We start from the raw sequence: 15,399 nt of genomic DNA, 5'->3' as shown, positions 1-15,399 counted from the left end.
GCCCCTACCTGAAGAGCCGGTCCGCGTCTGCTGCGCCGATCTCGAAGGGAAACAGCACTTGCTTGTCCGGCTTCGCGATATCGGGTGCGATGTCCTTCGGCACGATCGTGCGCACCACATGACGAAGCACGTTCAGGCGCGCTTCCTTCTTGTTGTCGGTGACCACGCAGATCCACGGCGTGATGTTGTTGTGTGTGCGGGTCAGCATTTCGTCGCGGGCGGCGCTGTACTCGTTCCACTTCTCTTGGGCTACGTCGTCGAGGGGGCTGGTCTTCAGCGCCTTCAATGGATCGCTGCGGCGGTCGTTCAGGCGTTCGGCCTGTTCTTTGCGGCTGATGTCGAGCCAGATCTTGATGAGGGTGATTCCGCTCTCGACCAGCATTTCCTCGAAATGCGGCACGTCGCGCAGAAAGATCTCATGCTGCAGCGGCGTGCAGAAACCCATGACCCGCTCGACGCCGGCCCGGTTGTACCAGGAGCGGTTGAAGATCACGATTTGGCCGGCCGACGGCAGGTGCGAGACGTAGCGCTGGAAGTACCACTGCGTCGTTTCGGTCTCGGTCGGCTTTGGCAGGGCCACCACGCGAGTCGCACGGTTCGACATGTATTCGACCATCCGCTGGATGGCGCCGTCCTTGCCGGCGGCGTCCCGGCCTTCAAAGATGATCATCACCTTGTCAGCGCCGCTCGCCGCTTGGCGCTGGTAGTCGACGAGCGCCAACTGCAGCTTCGCCAATTCGGTGTCGTAAGCTTTGTCGTCGTCTGTCTTTGACATAGGCATACCCTAATCCCGATCTCGCACGCCCCGCCAGAACCTCGTCTCATGATCAGACTTTTCGTTTCCGCTCAGCTTGCCATGGACGTCGCCCTCGGGCTCGACCACGGCCAGAGCCACTATCTGACCTCGGTCATGCGCCGGGCGGTCGGCGACGAGGTGCTGGTCTTCAACGGCCGGGACGGCGAGTGGCGCGCGGCGATCGAGGTCGCCGGCAAGCGCGGCGTGATCCTGCGCCCGACCGGGCAGGAGCGGCCGCAGGCCTTTGGTCCGGACCTCGATCTCGTGATCGCCCTGGTGAAGCGTTCGCGCGTCGAGACGATCGTGGAGAAGGCGGCCGAGCTGGGGGCCCGCCGCGTTCGGCTGGTGATCACCGAGCGCACCAACGCTGAACGAACCCGCGTCGACCGGCTGACCGCCATCGCGGCGGAGGCCGCCGAGCAGACCGGCCGCCTCGACGTGCCGGAAGTCTTCGAACCGGTGAAGCTCTCCAAGCTTATCGAGGGCTGGGACGCGCCGCGCCGGCTGCTGTTCTGCGACGAGGCCGGTGACGCCAAACCAGTGCTGGCGGCCTTGGACGGCGCGCCGCCCGCGCCCTGGGCGATCCTGATCGGGCCCGAGGGCGGCTTCTCGCCGGCCGAGCGCGAAGCTTTGCGGAACCTTCCCTACGCCACGCCCGCTACCCTAGGGCCACGGATCCTGCGGGCCGACACCGCCGCCATCAGCGCGCTTACTCTTTGGCAAGCTGCTCAGGGCGATTGGCGTAGCCTTGAGGTTTCCTGAATTGCGCCCACCTGTCTGAGCGGCGTAAAGATCGCGCCGCTTTGGGCTGGATTGGGCTGGAGAACGAGATGGCCGACGTCGTGACCGACGAGCGCCCCCTCACGCTGGAGGACCTGGTCCGCTGGTTTGAGGCAGGAGAAAAGCCCGCCAGCGCTTGGCGCGTGGGCGCTGAGCACGAGAAGTTCGTGTTTCGCCTCGGCACCGCCGAACCGATTCCTTACGGCGGTCCGGCGGGCATCCAGGCGCTGCTCAACGGCCTGACCCGATTCGGCTGGAAGGGCGTCTACGAGGGCGACAACATCATCGCCCTGGAACGCGGCATGGCGAATGTCAGCCTCGAACCCGGCGGCCAGTTCGAACTCTCCGGCGCGCCGCTGGAGACCATGCACGAGATCTGCGAGGAGACCGGCCAGCACCTCACCGAGGTGAAGGCTGTCGCCGACGAACTCGGTCTCGGCTTCCTTGGGCTCGGCTTCACCCCGCTCTGGCGGCGGGACGAAATCCCGGTGATGCCCAAGGGCCGCTACAAGATCATGCGCGAGTACATGCCGAAGGTCGGCAAGCTTGGCCTCGACATGATGTTCCGCACCTGTACGGTCCAGGCCAACCTCGATTTCGGCTCGGAAGCCGACATGGTGGCCAAGTTCCGAACCAGCCTGGCCCTGCAGCCGATCGCCACCGCGCTGTTCGCCAATTCGCCGTTCATCGAGGGCAAGCCCTCCGGTTTCCTGTCGGCCCGCGCCAACGTCTGGACCGATACCGATCCCGACCGCACCGGCATGCTGGATTTCGTGTTCGCCGACGGCTTCGGCTACGAGACCTACGCCAACTACGCCCTCGACGTGCCGATGTACTTCGCCAAGCGCGACGGCAAGTACGTCGACCTGGCCGGCAAGTCGTTCCGCAAGTTCATGGCCGGCGAACTGGCCGAACTGCCCGGCGATCGCCCCAGCCTCAAGGATTGGGCCGACCACACCACCACCGCCTTCCCGGAAGTGCGCCTCAAGCAGTACCTGGAGATGCGCGGCGCCGACTCCGGGCCCTGGAGCCGCCTGTGCGCGCTGCCGGCCCTCTGGGCGGGGATCTTCTACGACCAGGCCGCGCTCGCCGCCGCCTGGGACCTCTGCAAGGACTGGCAGGTCGAGGACCACGAGCGCCTGCGCGCCGACGTCGCGCGCCTGGGTCTGAAGGCGCAGGTCAACGGTCGCAGCGTCCAGGACGTGGCCAAGGACATGGTCGCCATCGCCAAGCAGGGCCTGAAGAATCGCAATCGGCTCAGCGCAGGCATGGTCGACGAAAGCGGCTACCTGGCCGAGCTCGAGGACATCGCCGACAGCGGGATCACCCCGGCTGAGCGCCTGCTTGAGCTTTACAACGGCCCGTGGAACGGCGACGTGCGCCGCGTGTTCGACGACTTCGCCTACTGACCATGTTGGCCGGCTCTTGCCACTGCGGGGCCGTGCGCTTCCAGGTCGAGGCCGAGATCACCGAACTCACCACCTGCGACTGCTCGCTGTGCGTGAAGAAGAACGCCGTCATGGCCAAGGTGCACGAGAGCGCCCTGACCATCACGTCGGGCGAAGACGCACTCTCGCTCTATCGCTGGAACACCCGCGTCGCGCGGCACTACTTCTGCGGCCGCTGCGGGATCTACACCTTCCACCGCAAGCGGGCGGCGCCCGATCACTTCGGGATCAACGTCTTCTGTCTCGACGGCTTTGATCCGGCCTCGGTTCCGCTGCGCGCTACCGAGGGCGTCGGCATGACGCTGGAGGATCCCAATGCGCGGCCGGAGTGGCCCGGACCGCGCGGGTCCTAGGCGCTAGCCCTCGGGGGACGGCGTGGTGACGTTCGGCGGCCAATGGTCGCGCTGGCTTGCGCCCGAGCCGCTGTCGGTATGCTGGACGATCTCGTCCACTGCGGCATGCGGATGCTTGCGGTCGACCAGCATGTCCTCGACCGCATAGACCTCGACCTTGTCCGGATAGAAGGCCAGCCGGCCGCGGATCGCGTCCATCGCCGGATACGGCTCCTCGTAGGTCCAGACCGCGTTCTCGGCGAACCGGCCGTCCATCAGGATCGTGTAGTAGGCCGCGTCACCCTTGTACGGACAATGGGTTTGGCGGTCGGAGCGGGAGAAGTACTCCATCGAGACGTCGGCTCGCGGGAAGTACGCGACCGGCGCGTAGCTGGCCTCGGTCAGGATGAGGACGTCGCCGCTGTCGGCGATCACGTGCTCGCCGTACATGACGCGCCAGCGGGTCTTGGCCGGAGTGATCTCGATGGGATGGTCGGGACCGGGGGTCAGCATGGGGACGCTCCTCCTTCGTGCAGATGCAACGCTCAAGGTGGGGTGCAGGCTCCCTCATTGCCAAGCTTCAGGCGCCCGATTGCTTGTGCTCGGCCGAGCCGCGTGATCTTCTCCCGCCAAATTAGCCGGCGGGGGCGAAAACGACCCCCTTCAACGAGCCGGCAGTCCAAGGAATCGGAACACCGCCCTCATGAACATCGTAATCCTTTTGGGGATCGTCATTACGTTGGCGACCGGGATCCCCGTCCTCATGCAGTTGCTGAAACAGCATCCGCGAGGGCTGATCATCCTGTTCTTCGCCGAGATGTGGGAGCGGTTCTCCTACTACGGGATGCGCGGCATCCTGATCTTCTTCCTGACGCAGCATCTGCTGTTCGACGACGCCACCGCCGGGGCGCAATACGGCTCCTACACCAGCCTCGTTTACTTGCTGCCGCTGATCGGCGGCCTGCTCGCCGACCGCTATCTTGGCACCCGCAAGGCGGTGGCCTTCGGCGCCCTGCTGCTGGTTGCCGGGCACCTGACCATGGCGGTCGAAGGTAAACCGGCGACCCAGCAACTCGTCTATGGCGGCCAGAAGTACGAGGTCGTCGCCGAGGGCCGGATGGAATCGCGGACCGTCAAGCTGATGGTCGGCGACAAGACCTACGACTTCGGTCCCGCCGAGGGCGGCGGCCTGGAGATCAAGGGCCTTCAAGCCGGCGGCCCGCTGCCCACCGTCCTGCCCAAGGACAGCTACACCATGGAGAAGCAGGTCGATCCGCTCGGGAAGAACGCGTTCTACCTGGCGGTTTCGCTGATCATCATGGGCGTCGGCTTCCTGAAGCCGAACATCTCGACCATCGTCGGCCAGCTCTATCCGCAAGGCGACCCGCGGCGGGATTCCGGCTTCACCCTCTACTACTACGGCATCAACCTCGGCGCCTTCTGGGCCTCGGTGCTCTGCGGCATGCTCGGCCAGACGGTCGGCTGGTGGGCGGGCTTCGGCCTTGCCGGCGTCGGCATGGCGCTGGGCTGGGTCGTCTTCGTGTTCGGCAAGCCGCTGCTGCAGGGCAAGGGCGAGCCGCCGAACGCCGAGCTGCTGAAGGCCCCGATCGCCGGTCCGATCAATCGCGAATGGCTGATCTACATCCTCGCCATCCTGGGCGTCGCCCCGATCTGGCTGCTGGTGCAGAGCAACCAGCTGGTCGGCTGGGCGCTGGGCGTCTCGACCATCCTGGCGCTGGCGTTCATCGCCTACTTCCTGGTCGTGAAGTGCGGCAAGATCGAGCGCGAGCGGATGATGCTGGCGCTGGTGCTGATCTTCGGCTCGGTGGTGTTCTTCACCCTGTTCGAACAGGCCGGCACCTCGCTGAACCTGTTCGCCGCGCGGAACGTCGATCTGATGGGCATCTCCGCGGCTCAGACCCAATCGTTCAACGCCGGCTTCATCCTGATCTTCGCCCCGGTCTTCGCGGCGATGTGGGCCTGGCTCGGCGCTCGCGGCCGCGATCCGAACCCGACGCTGAAGTTCGGCTTCGGCCTGCTGCAGGTCGGTCTCGGCTTCCTGGTCGTGGTCTGGGCCCAGGGCCTGGCCGACGACAACTACCGCCTGCCGCTGATCATGCTGGCCCTGCTCTACATGCTGCACACCACGGGCGAGCTCTTCCTGTCGCCGGTGGGCCTGTCCGAGATCACCAAGCTCTCGGTGGCTTCGGTGGTGTCGTTCATGATGGCCGTGTGGTTCCTGTCCTCCTCGATCGCCCAGTACGTCGGCGGCATCATCGCCGGCGCCATGGGGACCGAGACGGTGGGCGGCCAGGTGCTGGACCCGGCCGCAGCGCTGGCCACCTCGATGGACGGCTTCAACAAGCTCGGCTGGGCCGGCGTCGGCGTCGGCGTGGTGTTCGTGGTGCTCAGCTTCTTCATCAAGCACTGGGCTCACGGCGCCAATAATCCCGCCCACGCCCAGCACGAGCCGATCGCTCCGGTGCTGGACGGCGAGCGCCAGGCCGTCAGCCCGGCCGCTATCCGCGCCGACCGCGAAAACTGATCGCGGCCCGCATTCGGGCGTGAAAAAGGGGCCGGACGCAGCGATGCGTCCGGCCTTTCTTCGTTCTGCGGCGGCGGTGTCAGGCGCCGAAGGTCTTGCGGATGCGAACGTAATACATCCGTCCGAACTCCAGCTTTCGGTCGTCGATGAACGCCACCTGGCTCGACCCACGCGGACCGTCGTAGACCGTACGCGTGCGGCGCAGGCCCCGTTCGGTGATGTTGGGCAGCTCGAAGCGGACAATGATGTCGGGCCGCACCCGCCACTCGGCGAAGGGACGCACGTAGGTTCCGAGCTTGAAGGTCGAGACCTCGTTGAACCGGTAGCTGGTCTCGCGCCAGCCGCCATAGACGTCCACGCCCCAGGTCGTGCGCCACTGCGGCAGGTCCTGCGAGAAGGTCGCTTCCCATTCCACGGGCCGCAGCTTGGAAATCTCGCGGCTCTCGCCGGTCGTCGGGTCGGTGACGTCCGACCGCCGCCACGTCGCCTCGCCCTTCAACTGGGCGCCGGTCAGGCCGAACCGGCCGAGCGGCGCGGTCAGGTTCAGCACCAGTTCGTCCTTGGTCCCGTCGCCGATGTTGGCCGGGGAGTCGAAGATCGCTACCTCGGTGATGATCGGGGCGCGGTCGATCACATCGGTGAGGTCCGAGCGCCGCAGGGTCACGCCGACCACGCCGTCCTTCCAGAACCGCTGCTCGACCGCGACTTCGCTGACCCAGGCCTGTTCGGGATTGAGGTCGGGATTGCCCGCCGTGACGACGCCGGTGTTCAGCGACGAATCGGCCACGAAATCGTCGAACGACAGCTGCCCGACCACGCGCTCGAAGCGCAGGCGGACCTGCGTGGCCTCGGTCGGGGCCCAGGTCGCCGCCAGCCGCGGCTTGAGGAAGTTCAGGCTCTTTTCCAGCGCCACGTCGCCGGACGAGGAGATCGACGAGGCCTCGTAGCGCAGGCCGCCTTCGAGCGTCCATTTGCTGGTCGGGCGCCAGACGCTCTTGGCGAACACCTCGCCGCGGGTCTCCTCGACGACGACGTTGGCGGCGGGCAGCAGGATCGGCGCGCCGCTGACGATCAGGCGGGTTTCGCTTTCCAGTTTGTTGAAGGCGCCTTCGCCGCCGGCCTCGAACGAGAGGGTCTCGCTGGCGCGATAGGACAGCACGCCCCGGCCGATCGTCTCGCTGCCGTCGCGCTGCAGGTTGAAGCGGTCTTCCTCCGCCGCCTCGACATAGACCGAGGAGATGTCGCGATCGCGGGTCTGACGCAGGCCGATCAGGTCCAGGGTCGCGCGCGGGCCGAGGTCACGGGTGAAGCGCAGGCCAAGCTCGGTCTCGTAGGTGTGGTTGATGTCGTCGGTCGTCGCCAGGCCCGGCTCGGGCAGGGTGAAGACGTTGTCCTCCTTGAACTTGTACTTCTCCCAGAACAGCCGCCCGTTGACGCGGAACTTGCCGCCCAGCACCGGCTGCTCGTAGGCCCCGGTCAGGGTCTGGTTGCCGATGCCGCCGGTGGAGTCGATCTGGCTGACGCGGATCGGGCGTCCGTCCGGGCCCATGACCACGCCCGGCCCGAAGTCGCCGCCATCGTCGGCCCCGAAGCCATAGCGGGCCGAGCCTTCCCAGTTGCGGCCGTCCTTGCCGCCCGACAGCTCCAACCGGAAGCCGTGCAGGTTGCGGCCGTCATAGATGTGGTTGTTGGCGACAGCGACCAGGCCCTGCAGGCCGCCGCCCGGCTTGCGGATCACGTTGGCGATCACCGTGCGGCCCTGCATGTCGATGCCGGGCGCGCCGCCGCGGATCAGGTCGATGCGTTCGATCTGGGCGAGCGGGACGCGGCGTAGCAGTTCGTCGAGCGGGTCGGTCTTGCTGGTCGGCCGCTGGCCGTCGATCAGGGCGTTGCCGCCGCCGCCCTCGAAACCGCGGATCTTGTCGCCAGTGTCGAGCGTGAAGCCCGGAAGCCGCAGCAGCATCTCCCAGGCGTTGGCCGCCTGGCTGTCGGCGAAGAAGGCGACGGGATAGCTGATCACTCCTTCGGTCGCGGCGCCCGACGTCGCCGGGACCGGCGGTGCGGACTGGGCGGAATTCCCCGCGGCCGCCTCGGGCGCGGCGAGGGCGAGTGCGGAGGCCAGGGCCGGCGCGATCATGTAACAAAGCTCCCCAAAGACACAGGCAAGTGACCTGCGCCTCTGGGTGCGCGCCAATTAAATCCAGGAAAGGTGGATTAAATTCCCGAAAGAAATCCGATGATTACGGGCCTGTAACCATCGGCTCTGCGGCTAGATGCTTGTGCCGCCGACCGTCAGGCCGGTCAGCTTCAGCGACGGCTGGCCGACCCCGACCGGGACGCTCTGGCCGGACTTGCCGCAGACGCCGACGCCGGCGTCGAAGTCGAAGTCGTCGCCGATCATCGTCACCCGGGTCAGGGCCGAGGGGCCGTCGCCGATCAGCGTCGCGCCCTTGACCGGCGTGGTGATCTTGCCGTCCTCGATCAGGTAGGCCTCGGTGCACTGGAAGACGAATTTGCCGTTGGTGATGTCGACCTGCCCGCCGCCGAAGTTGGCGCAATAGAGCCCGCGCTTGGTCGAGGCGATCATCTCCTCGCGCTTGTGCTGGCCGCCCAGCATGGCGGTGTTGGTCATCCGCGGCATCGGCATGTGGGCATAGGACTGGCGCCGTCCGTTGCCGGTCGCCTCCATGCCCATCAGCCGCGCGCTCATCCGGTCGTGCATGTAGCCGACCAGGATGCCGTCCTCGATCAGGATGGTCCGTTCGGTCGGGGTTCCCTCGTCGTCGACGGTCAGCGAGCCGCGGCGGCCGGGCAGGGTGCCGTCGTCGAAGACGGTGACGCCGGGCGCGGCGACGCGCTGGCCGATCTTGCCGGAGAAGGCCGAGGTGCCCTTGCGGTTGAAGTCGCCTTCGAGCCCGTGGCCGACCGCCTCGTGCAGCAGCACGCCGTTCCAGCCGGGGCCCAGCACCACGTCCATCTCACCGGCCGGGCAGGGGACGGCGTCGAGGTTGACCAGCGCCTGGCGGATGGCCTCGTCGGCCTGCGACTGCCACTTGTCGGGCGCGATCCAGGCGTCGAAGCCGGCGCGGCCGCCGGCGCCCGAATAGCCGCTCTCGCGCTTGCCGTCCTTTTCCATGGTGACCTGGACGTTCACCCGGCACAGCGGGCGCACGTCGCGGATCAGCCGGCCGTCGGCGCGCAGGATTTCCACGATCCGCCGCTCGCCGGCGATGCTGGCCATCACCTGCACCACGCGCGGGTCGCGCGCCCGCACCCAGGCGTCGATCTCCTGCAGCAGGGCGACCTTGTCCCCGAAGGCGGGCGAGGCGGTGGGATCGTCCTCGCCATAGAGCTTGGTGTTGGTGGCGCGCGGGCCCTCGGCCGACACGCCCGAGTAGCCCCGCTTGGCCAGCGACGACGATGAAGCCGCGCGCTTGATCGCGGCCTCGGAGACCTCGCTCGAGTGCGAGTAGCCGGCGGTTTCGCCGGCCACCACCCGCAGGCCGAAACCCTCGGACGAATCATACGACGCCGATTTCAGCCGTCCGTCGTCGAACAGGAACGCTTCGCTCTCGGAGCGCTCGACGAACAGTTCGCCGTCGTCGGCGCCGGCCAGGGCCTCGCCGAGGATCTCGCGGGCGCGTTCGGGGGCGACACCGACGGAATCGAGAATCGAGGCGGCGGGAGCGAGGGCGTTCATCGGCGGTTCTGCTTTCGGAAGGCGAGCCCACAGAAATAGGGGCTCGCGCCGCGAACGTCACCCCAAACCGCCGCGGGGCCCCGGTTTGCTGGCGCCTTGATGGAAACTCGGCCGCTTAACCTTCCGCAGTTATGCGAAAACGGCCGTTTTCAGGCGCGCTCGGACGATCCGAAGCGTCTCCATGTCGAGACATTGCGCCATAGGGGGTCTTAGCGCCTTGGCAAGCTCCGGGAGAGCGCGTATGCACCCCGGCTTAAGGGCGGGGCCTCGCGGTTTGCGCGGCGCTACGTCTTGATTCAGTCGGCGGGGGCGATCGTCTTTCGCGAGGCGCGGCCGGCCAAGCAGACCGAGGGGACATGAAGTCTAGGGTTCAGGGCATGCGGACGTGGGCGGCGGCAGCCGCGGCGGGCGCAACGTCGGCGTTCTGGGGCGTCCAGGCGTTCGCAGAGGAATTGATGGGTCAACCGACCCCGGGCGGCATCGGGCTGCAGCCGGCGGCTTCGCCGCTGAAGCACGCTGCGCACGATTTCCACAATCTTATCCTGCTGCCGATCATCACGCTGATCTGCGTGTTCGTGCTGGCCCTGCTGATCTGGGTCGTCGTGCGCTACAACAAGCGCTCGAACCCGGTTCCGGCGAAGTGGAGCCACAACACCCTGATCGAGGTGATCTGGACGATCGTTCCCGTCCTTATCCTGATGGGCATCTCGATCTTCTCGTTCCGCCTGCTGTTCGCCTATCACGACATGCCCAAGCCGGATTACACGGTGAAGGCCACCGGTTATCAGTGGTACTGGGGCTACGAGCTTCCGGACCAGAAGGTCGGCGAGTTCGTCTCGAACATGCTGCCGGAAGACGAAGCCAAGAAGCGTGACGTTCCGTTCCGCCTGGCCGCCACCGAGCCGCTGGTCGTTCCGGTCAACAAGACCGTCCGCGTGCTGGTCACCGGCGCCGACGTCATCCACGCCTTCGCCCTGCCGGCCTTCGGCCTGAAGATCGACGCGATCCCAGGCCGCATCAACGAAACCTGGTTCAAGGCTGAGCGCACCGGCACCTTCTATGGTCAGTGCTCGGAACTGTGCGGCGTCGACCACGCCTTCATGCCGATCGAGATCAAGGTCGTGACCCAGCCGGAATTCGAAGCCTGGGTGGCTTCCAAGGGCGGCTCGATGACCCCTGACGCGCCGGCTCCGGCCGCTGCCCCGGCGGCGCCCGCCGCCGAGGCCGCTCCGGCCGCCGAAGGCGCCGCGACCCCGGCCGCCGCCACGGCGCCCGCCGCGGCTCCGGCCGCCGCCGCGCCGGCCCCGACCTCCACGCCCGCCGCGCCCGCCGCGGCGCCGGCCGCGAAATGAGCCTAGGACATAGTAAGATGGCACAAGCCGCAGCTCACGATCATCACGACGAAGCCGAACACAAGCCAGGCTTCATCGCTCGCTGGTTCTTCTCCACGAACCACAAGGACATCGGCACCCTCTACCTGCTGTTCGCCATCATGGCGGGCCTGGTCGGCGGCGCCCTTTCCGGCCTGATCCGCTGGGAGCTCGCTGAACCGGGCATCCAGATCTTCAAGGAAGGCTCCTCGATCCAACTGTTCGGGCTCGTTGAGCAGTCGAAGCACGGCTACAACGCCGTGGTCACTGCGCACGCCCTGATCATGATCTTCTTCATGGTCATGCCCGCCATGATCGGCGGCTTCGGCAACTGGTTCGTGCCGCTGATGATCGGCGCGCCGGACATGGCCTTCCCGCGGATGAACAATATTTCGTTCTGGCTGCTGGTGGCCGCCTGGATCCTGCTGCTGGTCTCGATGTTCGTCGACGGCGGCCCGGGCAAGGGCTTCGGCGGCGGCTGGACGGCGTATCCGCCGCTCTCGACCAGCGGTCACGCCGGTCCGTCGATGGACGCCGCGATCCTGGCGCTCCACCTCGCCGGCGCCTCGTCGATCCTGGGTGCGATCAACTTCATCACCACGATCTTCAACATGCGCGCGCCGGGCATGACCCTGCACCGTATGCCGCTGTTCGTGTGGTCGGTTCTGGTCACCGTCTTCCTGCTGCTGCTCTCGCTGCCGGTTCTGGCGGGCGCGATCACCATGCTGCTGACCGACCGTAACTTTAACACCCACTTCTTCGATGCGGCCGGCGGCGGCGACCCCGTCATGTACCAGCACCTGTTCTGGTTCTTCGGTCACCCGGAAGTGTACATCCTGATCCTGCCGGGCTTCGGCATCATCAGCCACATCGTCTCGACCTTCTCGCGCAAGCCGGTGTTCGGTTACCTGGCCATGGCCTACGCCATGGTGGCCATCGGCTTCATCGGCTTCGTCGTGTGGGCCCACCACATGTACACCGTGGGCATGAGCATCAATCTGCGCGCCTACTTCGTGGCCGCCACGATGGTCATCGCGGTGCCGACCGGCGTGAAGATCTTCTCCTGGATCGCCACGATGTGGGGCGGCTCCATCGACTTCAAGACCCCGATGCTCTGGGCGATGGGCTTCATCTTCCTGTTCACCGTGGGCGGCGTCACCGGCGTGGTCCTGGCGAACGCCGGCATCGACTACACCCTGCACGACACCTACTACGTGGTCGCGCACTTCCACTACGTGCTGTCGCTGGGCGCCGTCTTCGCGATCTTCGCGGGCTTCTACTACTGGTTCGAGAAGATCTTCGGCGTGAAGTACCGCGAGTGGCTCGGCCAGGTGCACTTCTGGGTCATGTTCGTCGGCGTGAACCTGATCTTCTTCCCGCAGCACTTCCTTGGCCTGCAAGGCATGCCGCGCCGCTACATCGACTACCCGGAAGCGTTCACCTACTGGAACCACGTGTCTTCGATCGGCTACCTGGTGACCCTGGCTGCGGTCGGCGTCTTCCTGGTCGTGCTGATCGACGCGATGATCTTCCGCCGCAAGGCTGAAGCCAATCCGTGGGGCGAAGGCGCCACGACGCTGGAGTGGACCCTGTCCTCGCCGCCGCCGTTCCACCAGTTCAACGAACTGCCGGTGGTCAAGCCGGACCTCCACTAGGTCCGGCTCCCCAAAGACCTCTGTGGGGCGCGGGCTGGGACATTCCAGCGCGCGCCCTTCGGTCGTTTTGAGAGTATTGTGATGGCCATGTCGCCAGCCGTTCCACGCTCCAGCGCGCCCCCGCGGTGGCAGGACTATGTCCAGCTGCTGAAGCCGCGGGTCATGTCGCTGGTTATCTTCACCGCGATCACAGGGCTGATCTGCGCCAACGCGCCGATCAATCCGGTGCTGGCCGGCGTGGCGATCTTCTGTATCGCCGTCGGGGCGGGCGCATCGGCCGCATTCAACATGTGGTACGACGCCGACATCGACGCCAAGATGCGGCGGACGCGCGCGCGGCCGGTGCCGGCCGGCAAGGTCCAGGGCGCCGACGCCCTGGCGATGGGCGTCGTCCTGTCGCTGTTCTCGGTGATGCTGCTGGGAATGACCACCAACTGGCTGGCCGCGGGCCTGCTGGCCTTCACCATCTTCTTCTACGCCGTCGTCTACACGATGTGGCTGAAGCGCTCGACGCCGCAGAACATCGTCATCGGCGGTCTCGCCGGGGCGCTGCCGCCGGTCATCGGCTGGGCCGCGGCGACGGGAACCGCGCCGCTGAACGCCTGGCTGCTCTGCGCGATCATCTTCATGTGGACCCCGCCGCACTTCTGGGCGCTGTCGCTCTACACCAGCGAGGACTACCAGAAGGCCGGCGTGCCGATGATGCCGGTCACGGCCGGCGCGGCCTCCACCCGCAAGCAGATCCTGATCTACAGCCTGCTGTTCGTGCCGCTGTGCATTGTTCCGGCCTTCACCGGCCTGGGCGGCATGACCTATCTAGCGGTCGCGGCCCTGGGCGGCCTGGTCTTCCTCATGCTCGCCTGGCGCGTCTTCCGCAGCCGGGCCGGCGAGACCGGCGGCCAGCGCAACGACGACGGCCTCTATGACGTGAAGGCCAGCTCCAAGGACGCGCGTAACCTGTTCGCGTTCTCGATCCTCTACCTGACCCTTCTGTTCGCCACCCTGCTGGCCGAGCACCTGCTCGACCTGCCTGCTGTCGGAGTATTCTAGTGAGCGAGCCCACCCCCGATCCGACCGTCGAAGCCCGCGCCCGTCGCGGCCGCAACATCGCATTGGCGCTGGGCCTGGTCCTGTTCGTCGTCCTGGTCTTTGTCGTGACCATCGTGCGTCTGGGAGGCAGTGTTGGCCACCGGCCCTTCTAAGTCCGAGCTCTCGCCGCTCCAGAAGCGCAACCGCAAGGTCGCCATGATCGCCGCCGGCGGCTTCGTCGCCATGGTCGGCGCCGCCTTCGCCTCGGTGCCGCTCTACAAGGCCTTCTGCCAGGTCACCGGCTTCGACGGCACCGTGCGCAAGGCCGAGGCCGCGCCGGACAAGACGCTCGACCGCAAGCTGACGATTCGCTTCGACGCCAACATCCGCGAGCTGCCCTGGACCTTCACCGCCGAGCAGGTGACCCAGGAGGTCAAGATCGGCCAGACCGGCCTGGCCTTCTTCAGGGTGACCAACAACAGCGACCGGCCGCAGACCGGCCGCGCGATCTACAACGTCGTGCCCGAATCGGCCGGCGCCTATTTCCAGAAGCTCGAGTGCTTCTGCTTCTCGGATCAGACGATTCCGCCGAAGACGACCATCGAATTCCCGGTCGTCTACTTCGTCGATCCGAAGTTCGCGGACGACTTCGAGACCAAGGGCAAGGGCGAAGTGACCTTGTCGTACACCTTCTTCCCGTCGGTGGAGGCCGCGCGCGCCGAGAAGCGCGCAGACGCCACGCCGTCAAAGCACTCTTCCGCCCTTGGCGTACCGGCCAAGGCGGGGCTATAGCACACGCGAATTGTCTTTCGTCGGCCCGAGAGAGGGGCTGGCGTCTGTAGGATCTGAGAGGGGTTAGGACCGAAATGGCCCACGGCGAAGTTAAGCACGACTACCACCTGCTGCCGCCCAGCCCGTGGCCGTTGGTCGGATCGCTGTCCGCGACGGTCATGGCGATCGGCGGGGTGATCTGGATGAAGGGCCTGTTCGGCCTTCCCCAGCACTTCCCGTGGGTGTTCTTCGCCGGCCTGGCTGGCGTGCTGTACACGATGTACGGCTGGTGGTCGGACGTGATCAAGGAATCGAAGGCGGGCGACCATACCCCCGTCGTGTCGATCGGCCTGCGCTACGGCATGATCATGTTCATCGCTTCTGAAGTGATGTTCTTCGTCGCCTGGTTCTGGATCTTCTTCGAAATGGCCCTGTTCCACGGCCATCGGACCCTGTCCTCGATCGAGGAAGTCCGTCTGGCCTGGGCCACCTGGCCGCCGGCCGGCATCGAAACGGTTCCGGCCTGGAACCTGCCGCTGCTGAACACCCTGATCCTGCTGCTCTCGGGCACCACCGTCACCTGGGCGCACCACGCGCTGCAGCAAGGCGACCGCAAGGGCACCAAGATCGGCCTGATGCTGACCATCGGCCTCGGCGCGATCTTCACCATGGTGCAGGTCTACGAGTACCACCACATCCTCGAGCATAAGTACTTCTTCGGCGGCGAGGGCGCGGAGCATTCGGGCCTCTACGGTTCGTCGTTCTTCATGGCCACCGGCTTCCACGGCTTCCACGTCCTCATCGGGACGATCTTCCTGGCCGTCTGCCTGATCCGCCTGCTGCGCGGCGGCATGTCCCCGCAGAAGCACTTCGGCTTCGAAGCCGCCGCCTGGTACTGGCACTTCGTCGACGTCGTCTGGCTCTTCCTGTTCGCCTTCATCTACGTGGTGTTCGGCGGGGCGGGCCACTAAGG

General features: G+C 66.5%; 14 protein-coding genes. 10 read left to right on the top strand and 4 right to left on the bottom strand.

Going from position 1 to position 15,399, the window contains the following annotated elements; translation table 11 throughout:
• Nucleotides 1-4 precede the first annotated feature (4 nt).
• Nucleotides 5-775 (bottom strand): polyphosphate kinase 2, encoded by a 771-nt coding sequence (ppk2, locus tag ACSQ2H_RS18250; protein ID WP_436062800.1) that lies wholly within the window; start codon nt 773-775, stop codon nt 5-7.
• A 48-nt stretch (nt 776-823) separates the two neighbouring features.
• Here ppk2 and ACSQ2H_RS18245 point away from each other — a divergent pair, with 48 nt between their 5' ends.
• The 3 genes from ACSQ2H_RS18245 (at nt 824) to ACSQ2H_RS18235 (ending at nt 3,377) form a co-directional block, all read left to right on the top strand.
• The gene (locus ACSQ2H_RS18245) at nt 824-1,558 is read left to right on the top strand and encodes a 16S rRNA (uracil(1498)-N(3))-methyltransferase (RefSeq protein WP_436062799.1); all 735 of its coding nucleotides are present in this window, start codon (nt 824-826) and stop codon (nt 1,556-1,558) included.
• 68 nt (nt 1,559-1,626) lie between these two features.
• A complete protein-coding gene (locus ACSQ2H_RS18240; protein ID WP_436062798.1) occupies nt 1,627-2,985 on the top strand; it encodes a glutamate--cysteine ligase in 1,359 nt (452 codons plus the stop codon).
• Between the two features lie 2 nt (nt 2,986-2,987).
• On the top strand, nt 2,988-3,377 hold the full coding sequence (locus tag ACSQ2H_RS18235) for a GFA family protein (RefSeq protein ID WP_436062797.1): 390 nt from the start codon (nt 2,988-2,990) through the stop codon (nt 3,375-3,377).
• A 3-nt stretch (nt 3,378-3,380) separates the two neighbouring features.
• Here the strand turns inward: ACSQ2H_RS18235 and ACSQ2H_RS18230 are convergent, their stop codons facing one another.
• On the bottom strand, nt 3,381-3,869 hold the full coding sequence (locus ACSQ2H_RS18230; RefSeq protein ID WP_436062796.1) for a DUF427 domain-containing protein: 489 nt from the start codon (nt 3,867-3,869) through the stop codon (nt 3,381-3,383).
• Nucleotides 3,870-4,059: 190 nt separating this feature from the next.
• Between ACSQ2H_RS18230 and ACSQ2H_RS18225 the strand changes: the two genes are divergently transcribed.
• A complete protein-coding gene (locus ACSQ2H_RS18225; RefSeq protein ID WP_436062795.1) occupies nt 4,060-5,901 on the top strand; it encodes a peptide MFS transporter in 1,842 nt (613 codons plus the stop codon).
• Between the two features lie 79 nt (nt 5,902-5,980).
• On the opposite strand, the gene ACSQ2H_RS18220 is transcribed toward ACSQ2H_RS18225, so the two are convergent.
• A complete protein-coding gene (locus ACSQ2H_RS18220) occupies nt 5,981-8,038 on the bottom strand; it encodes a TonB-dependent receptor plug domain-containing protein (protein ID WP_436062794.1) in 2,058 nt (685 codons plus the stop codon).
• A 132-nt stretch (nt 8,039-8,170) separates the two neighbouring features.
• Nucleotides 8,171-9,601: a metalloprotease TldD gene (gene tldD / locus ACSQ2H_RS18215; RefSeq protein ID WP_436062793.1), complete on the bottom strand. Its 1,431-nt coding sequence runs from the start codon at nt 9,599-9,601 to the stop codon at nt 8,171-8,173.
• A gap of 356 nt (nt 9,602-9,957) precedes the next feature.
• Here tldD and coxB point away from each other — a divergent pair, with 356 nt between their 5' ends.
• From coxB to ACSQ2H_RS18185, 6 genes are all read left to right on the top strand, one after another.
• Nucleotides 9,958-10,953, top strand: coding sequence for a cytochrome c oxidase subunit II (gene coxB / locus ACSQ2H_RS18210; RefSeq protein ID WP_436062792.1), 996 nt, complete (start codon nt 9,958-9,960; stop codon nt 10,951-10,953).
• 17 nt (nt 10,954-10,970) lie between these two features.
• Nucleotides 10,971-12,626: a cytochrome c oxidase subunit I gene (gene ctaD, locus ACSQ2H_RS18205; protein WP_436062791.1), complete on the top strand. Its 1,656-nt coding sequence runs from the start codon at nt 10,971-10,973 to the stop codon at nt 12,624-12,626.
• 81 nt (nt 12,627-12,707) lie between these two features.
• On the top strand, nt 12,708-13,676 hold the full coding sequence (gene cyoE / locus ACSQ2H_RS18200; RefSeq protein WP_436062790.1) for a heme o synthase: 969 nt from the start codon (nt 12,708-12,710) through the stop codon (nt 13,674-13,676).
• The gene (locus tag ACSQ2H_RS18195; protein WP_183771973.1) at nt 13,676-13,828 is read left to right on the top strand and encodes a hypothetical protein; all 153 of its coding nucleotides are present in this window, start codon (nt 13,676-13,678) and stop codon (nt 13,826-13,828) included. The genes cyoE and ACSQ2H_RS18195 overlap by 1 nt, the downstream gene beginning before the upstream one ends.
• A complete protein-coding gene (locus tag ACSQ2H_RS18190) occupies nt 13,809-14,447 on the top strand; it encodes a cytochrome c oxidase assembly protein (protein ID WP_436062789.1) in 639 nt (212 codons plus the stop codon). Before ACSQ2H_RS18195 ends, ACSQ2H_RS18190 begins: the two co-directional genes overlap by 20 nt.
• A gap of 74 nt (nt 14,448-14,521) precedes the next feature.
• A complete protein-coding gene (locus ACSQ2H_RS18185; protein WP_436062788.1) occupies nt 14,522-15,397 on the top strand; it encodes a cytochrome c oxidase subunit 3 in 876 nt (291 codons plus the stop codon).
• The last annotated feature ends 2 nt before the right edge of the window (nt 15,398-15,399 follow it).

It is taken from the genome of Phenylobacterium sp. LjRoot97, from assembly GCF_964254345.1.
Lineage (GTDB): Bacteria > Pseudomonadota > Alphaproteobacteria > Caulobacterales > Caulobacteraceae > Phenylobacterium.
The sequence above is the reverse complement of the archived record's forward strand: the minus strand, read 5'-3'. Positions and strand labels throughout refer to the sequence as shown.

Excerpts from the sequence above, each read along its gene's own strand:
- ACSQ2H_RS18240 (WP_436062798.1), top strand. The coding sequence starts at position 1,627 with ATGGCCGACGTCGTGACCGACGAGCGCCCCCTCACGCTGGAGGACCTG.
- ppk2 (WP_436062800.1), bottom strand. The coding sequence starts at position 775 with ATGTCAAAGACAGACGACGACAAAGCTTACGACACCGAATTGGCGAAG.
- ACSQ2H_RS18225 (WP_436062795.1), top strand. The coding sequence starts at position 4,060 with ATGAACATCGTAATCCTTTTGGGGATCGTCATTACGTTGGCGACCGGG.
- ACSQ2H_RS18235 (WP_436062797.1), top strand. The coding sequence starts at position 2,988 with ATGTTGGCCGGCTCTTGCCACTGCGGGGCCGTGCGCTTCCAGGTCGAG.
- ctaD (WP_436062791.1), top strand. The coding sequence starts at position 10,971 with ATGGCACAAGCCGCAGCTCACGATCATCACGACGAAGCCGAACACAAG.
- ACSQ2H_RS18230 (WP_436062796.1), bottom strand. The coding sequence starts at position 3,869 with ATGCTGACCCCCGGTCCCGACCATCCCATCGAGATCACTCCGGCCAAG.
- tldD (WP_436062793.1), bottom strand. The coding sequence starts at position 9,601 with ATGAACGCCCTCGCTCCCGCCGCCTCGATTCTCGATTCCGTCGGTGTC.
- cyoE (WP_436062790.1), top strand. The coding sequence starts at position 12,708 with ATGGCCATGTCGCCAGCCGTTCCACGCTCCAGCGCGCCCCCGCGGTGG.
- ACSQ2H_RS18245 (WP_436062799.1), top strand. The coding sequence starts at position 824 with ATGATCAGACTTTTCGTTTCCGCTCAGCTTGCCATGGACGTCGCCCTC.
- ACSQ2H_RS18220 (WP_436062794.1), bottom strand. The coding sequence starts at position 8,038 with ATGATCGCGCCGGCCCTGGCCTCCGCACTCGCCCTCGCCGCGCCCGAG.
- ACSQ2H_RS18185 (WP_436062788.1), top strand. The coding sequence starts at position 14,522 with ATGGCCCACGGCGAAGTTAAGCACGACTACCACCTGCTGCCGCCCAGC.
- coxB (WP_436062792.1), top strand. The coding sequence starts at position 9,958 with ATGAAGTCTAGGGTTCAGGGCATGCGGACGTGGGCGGCGGCAGCCGCG.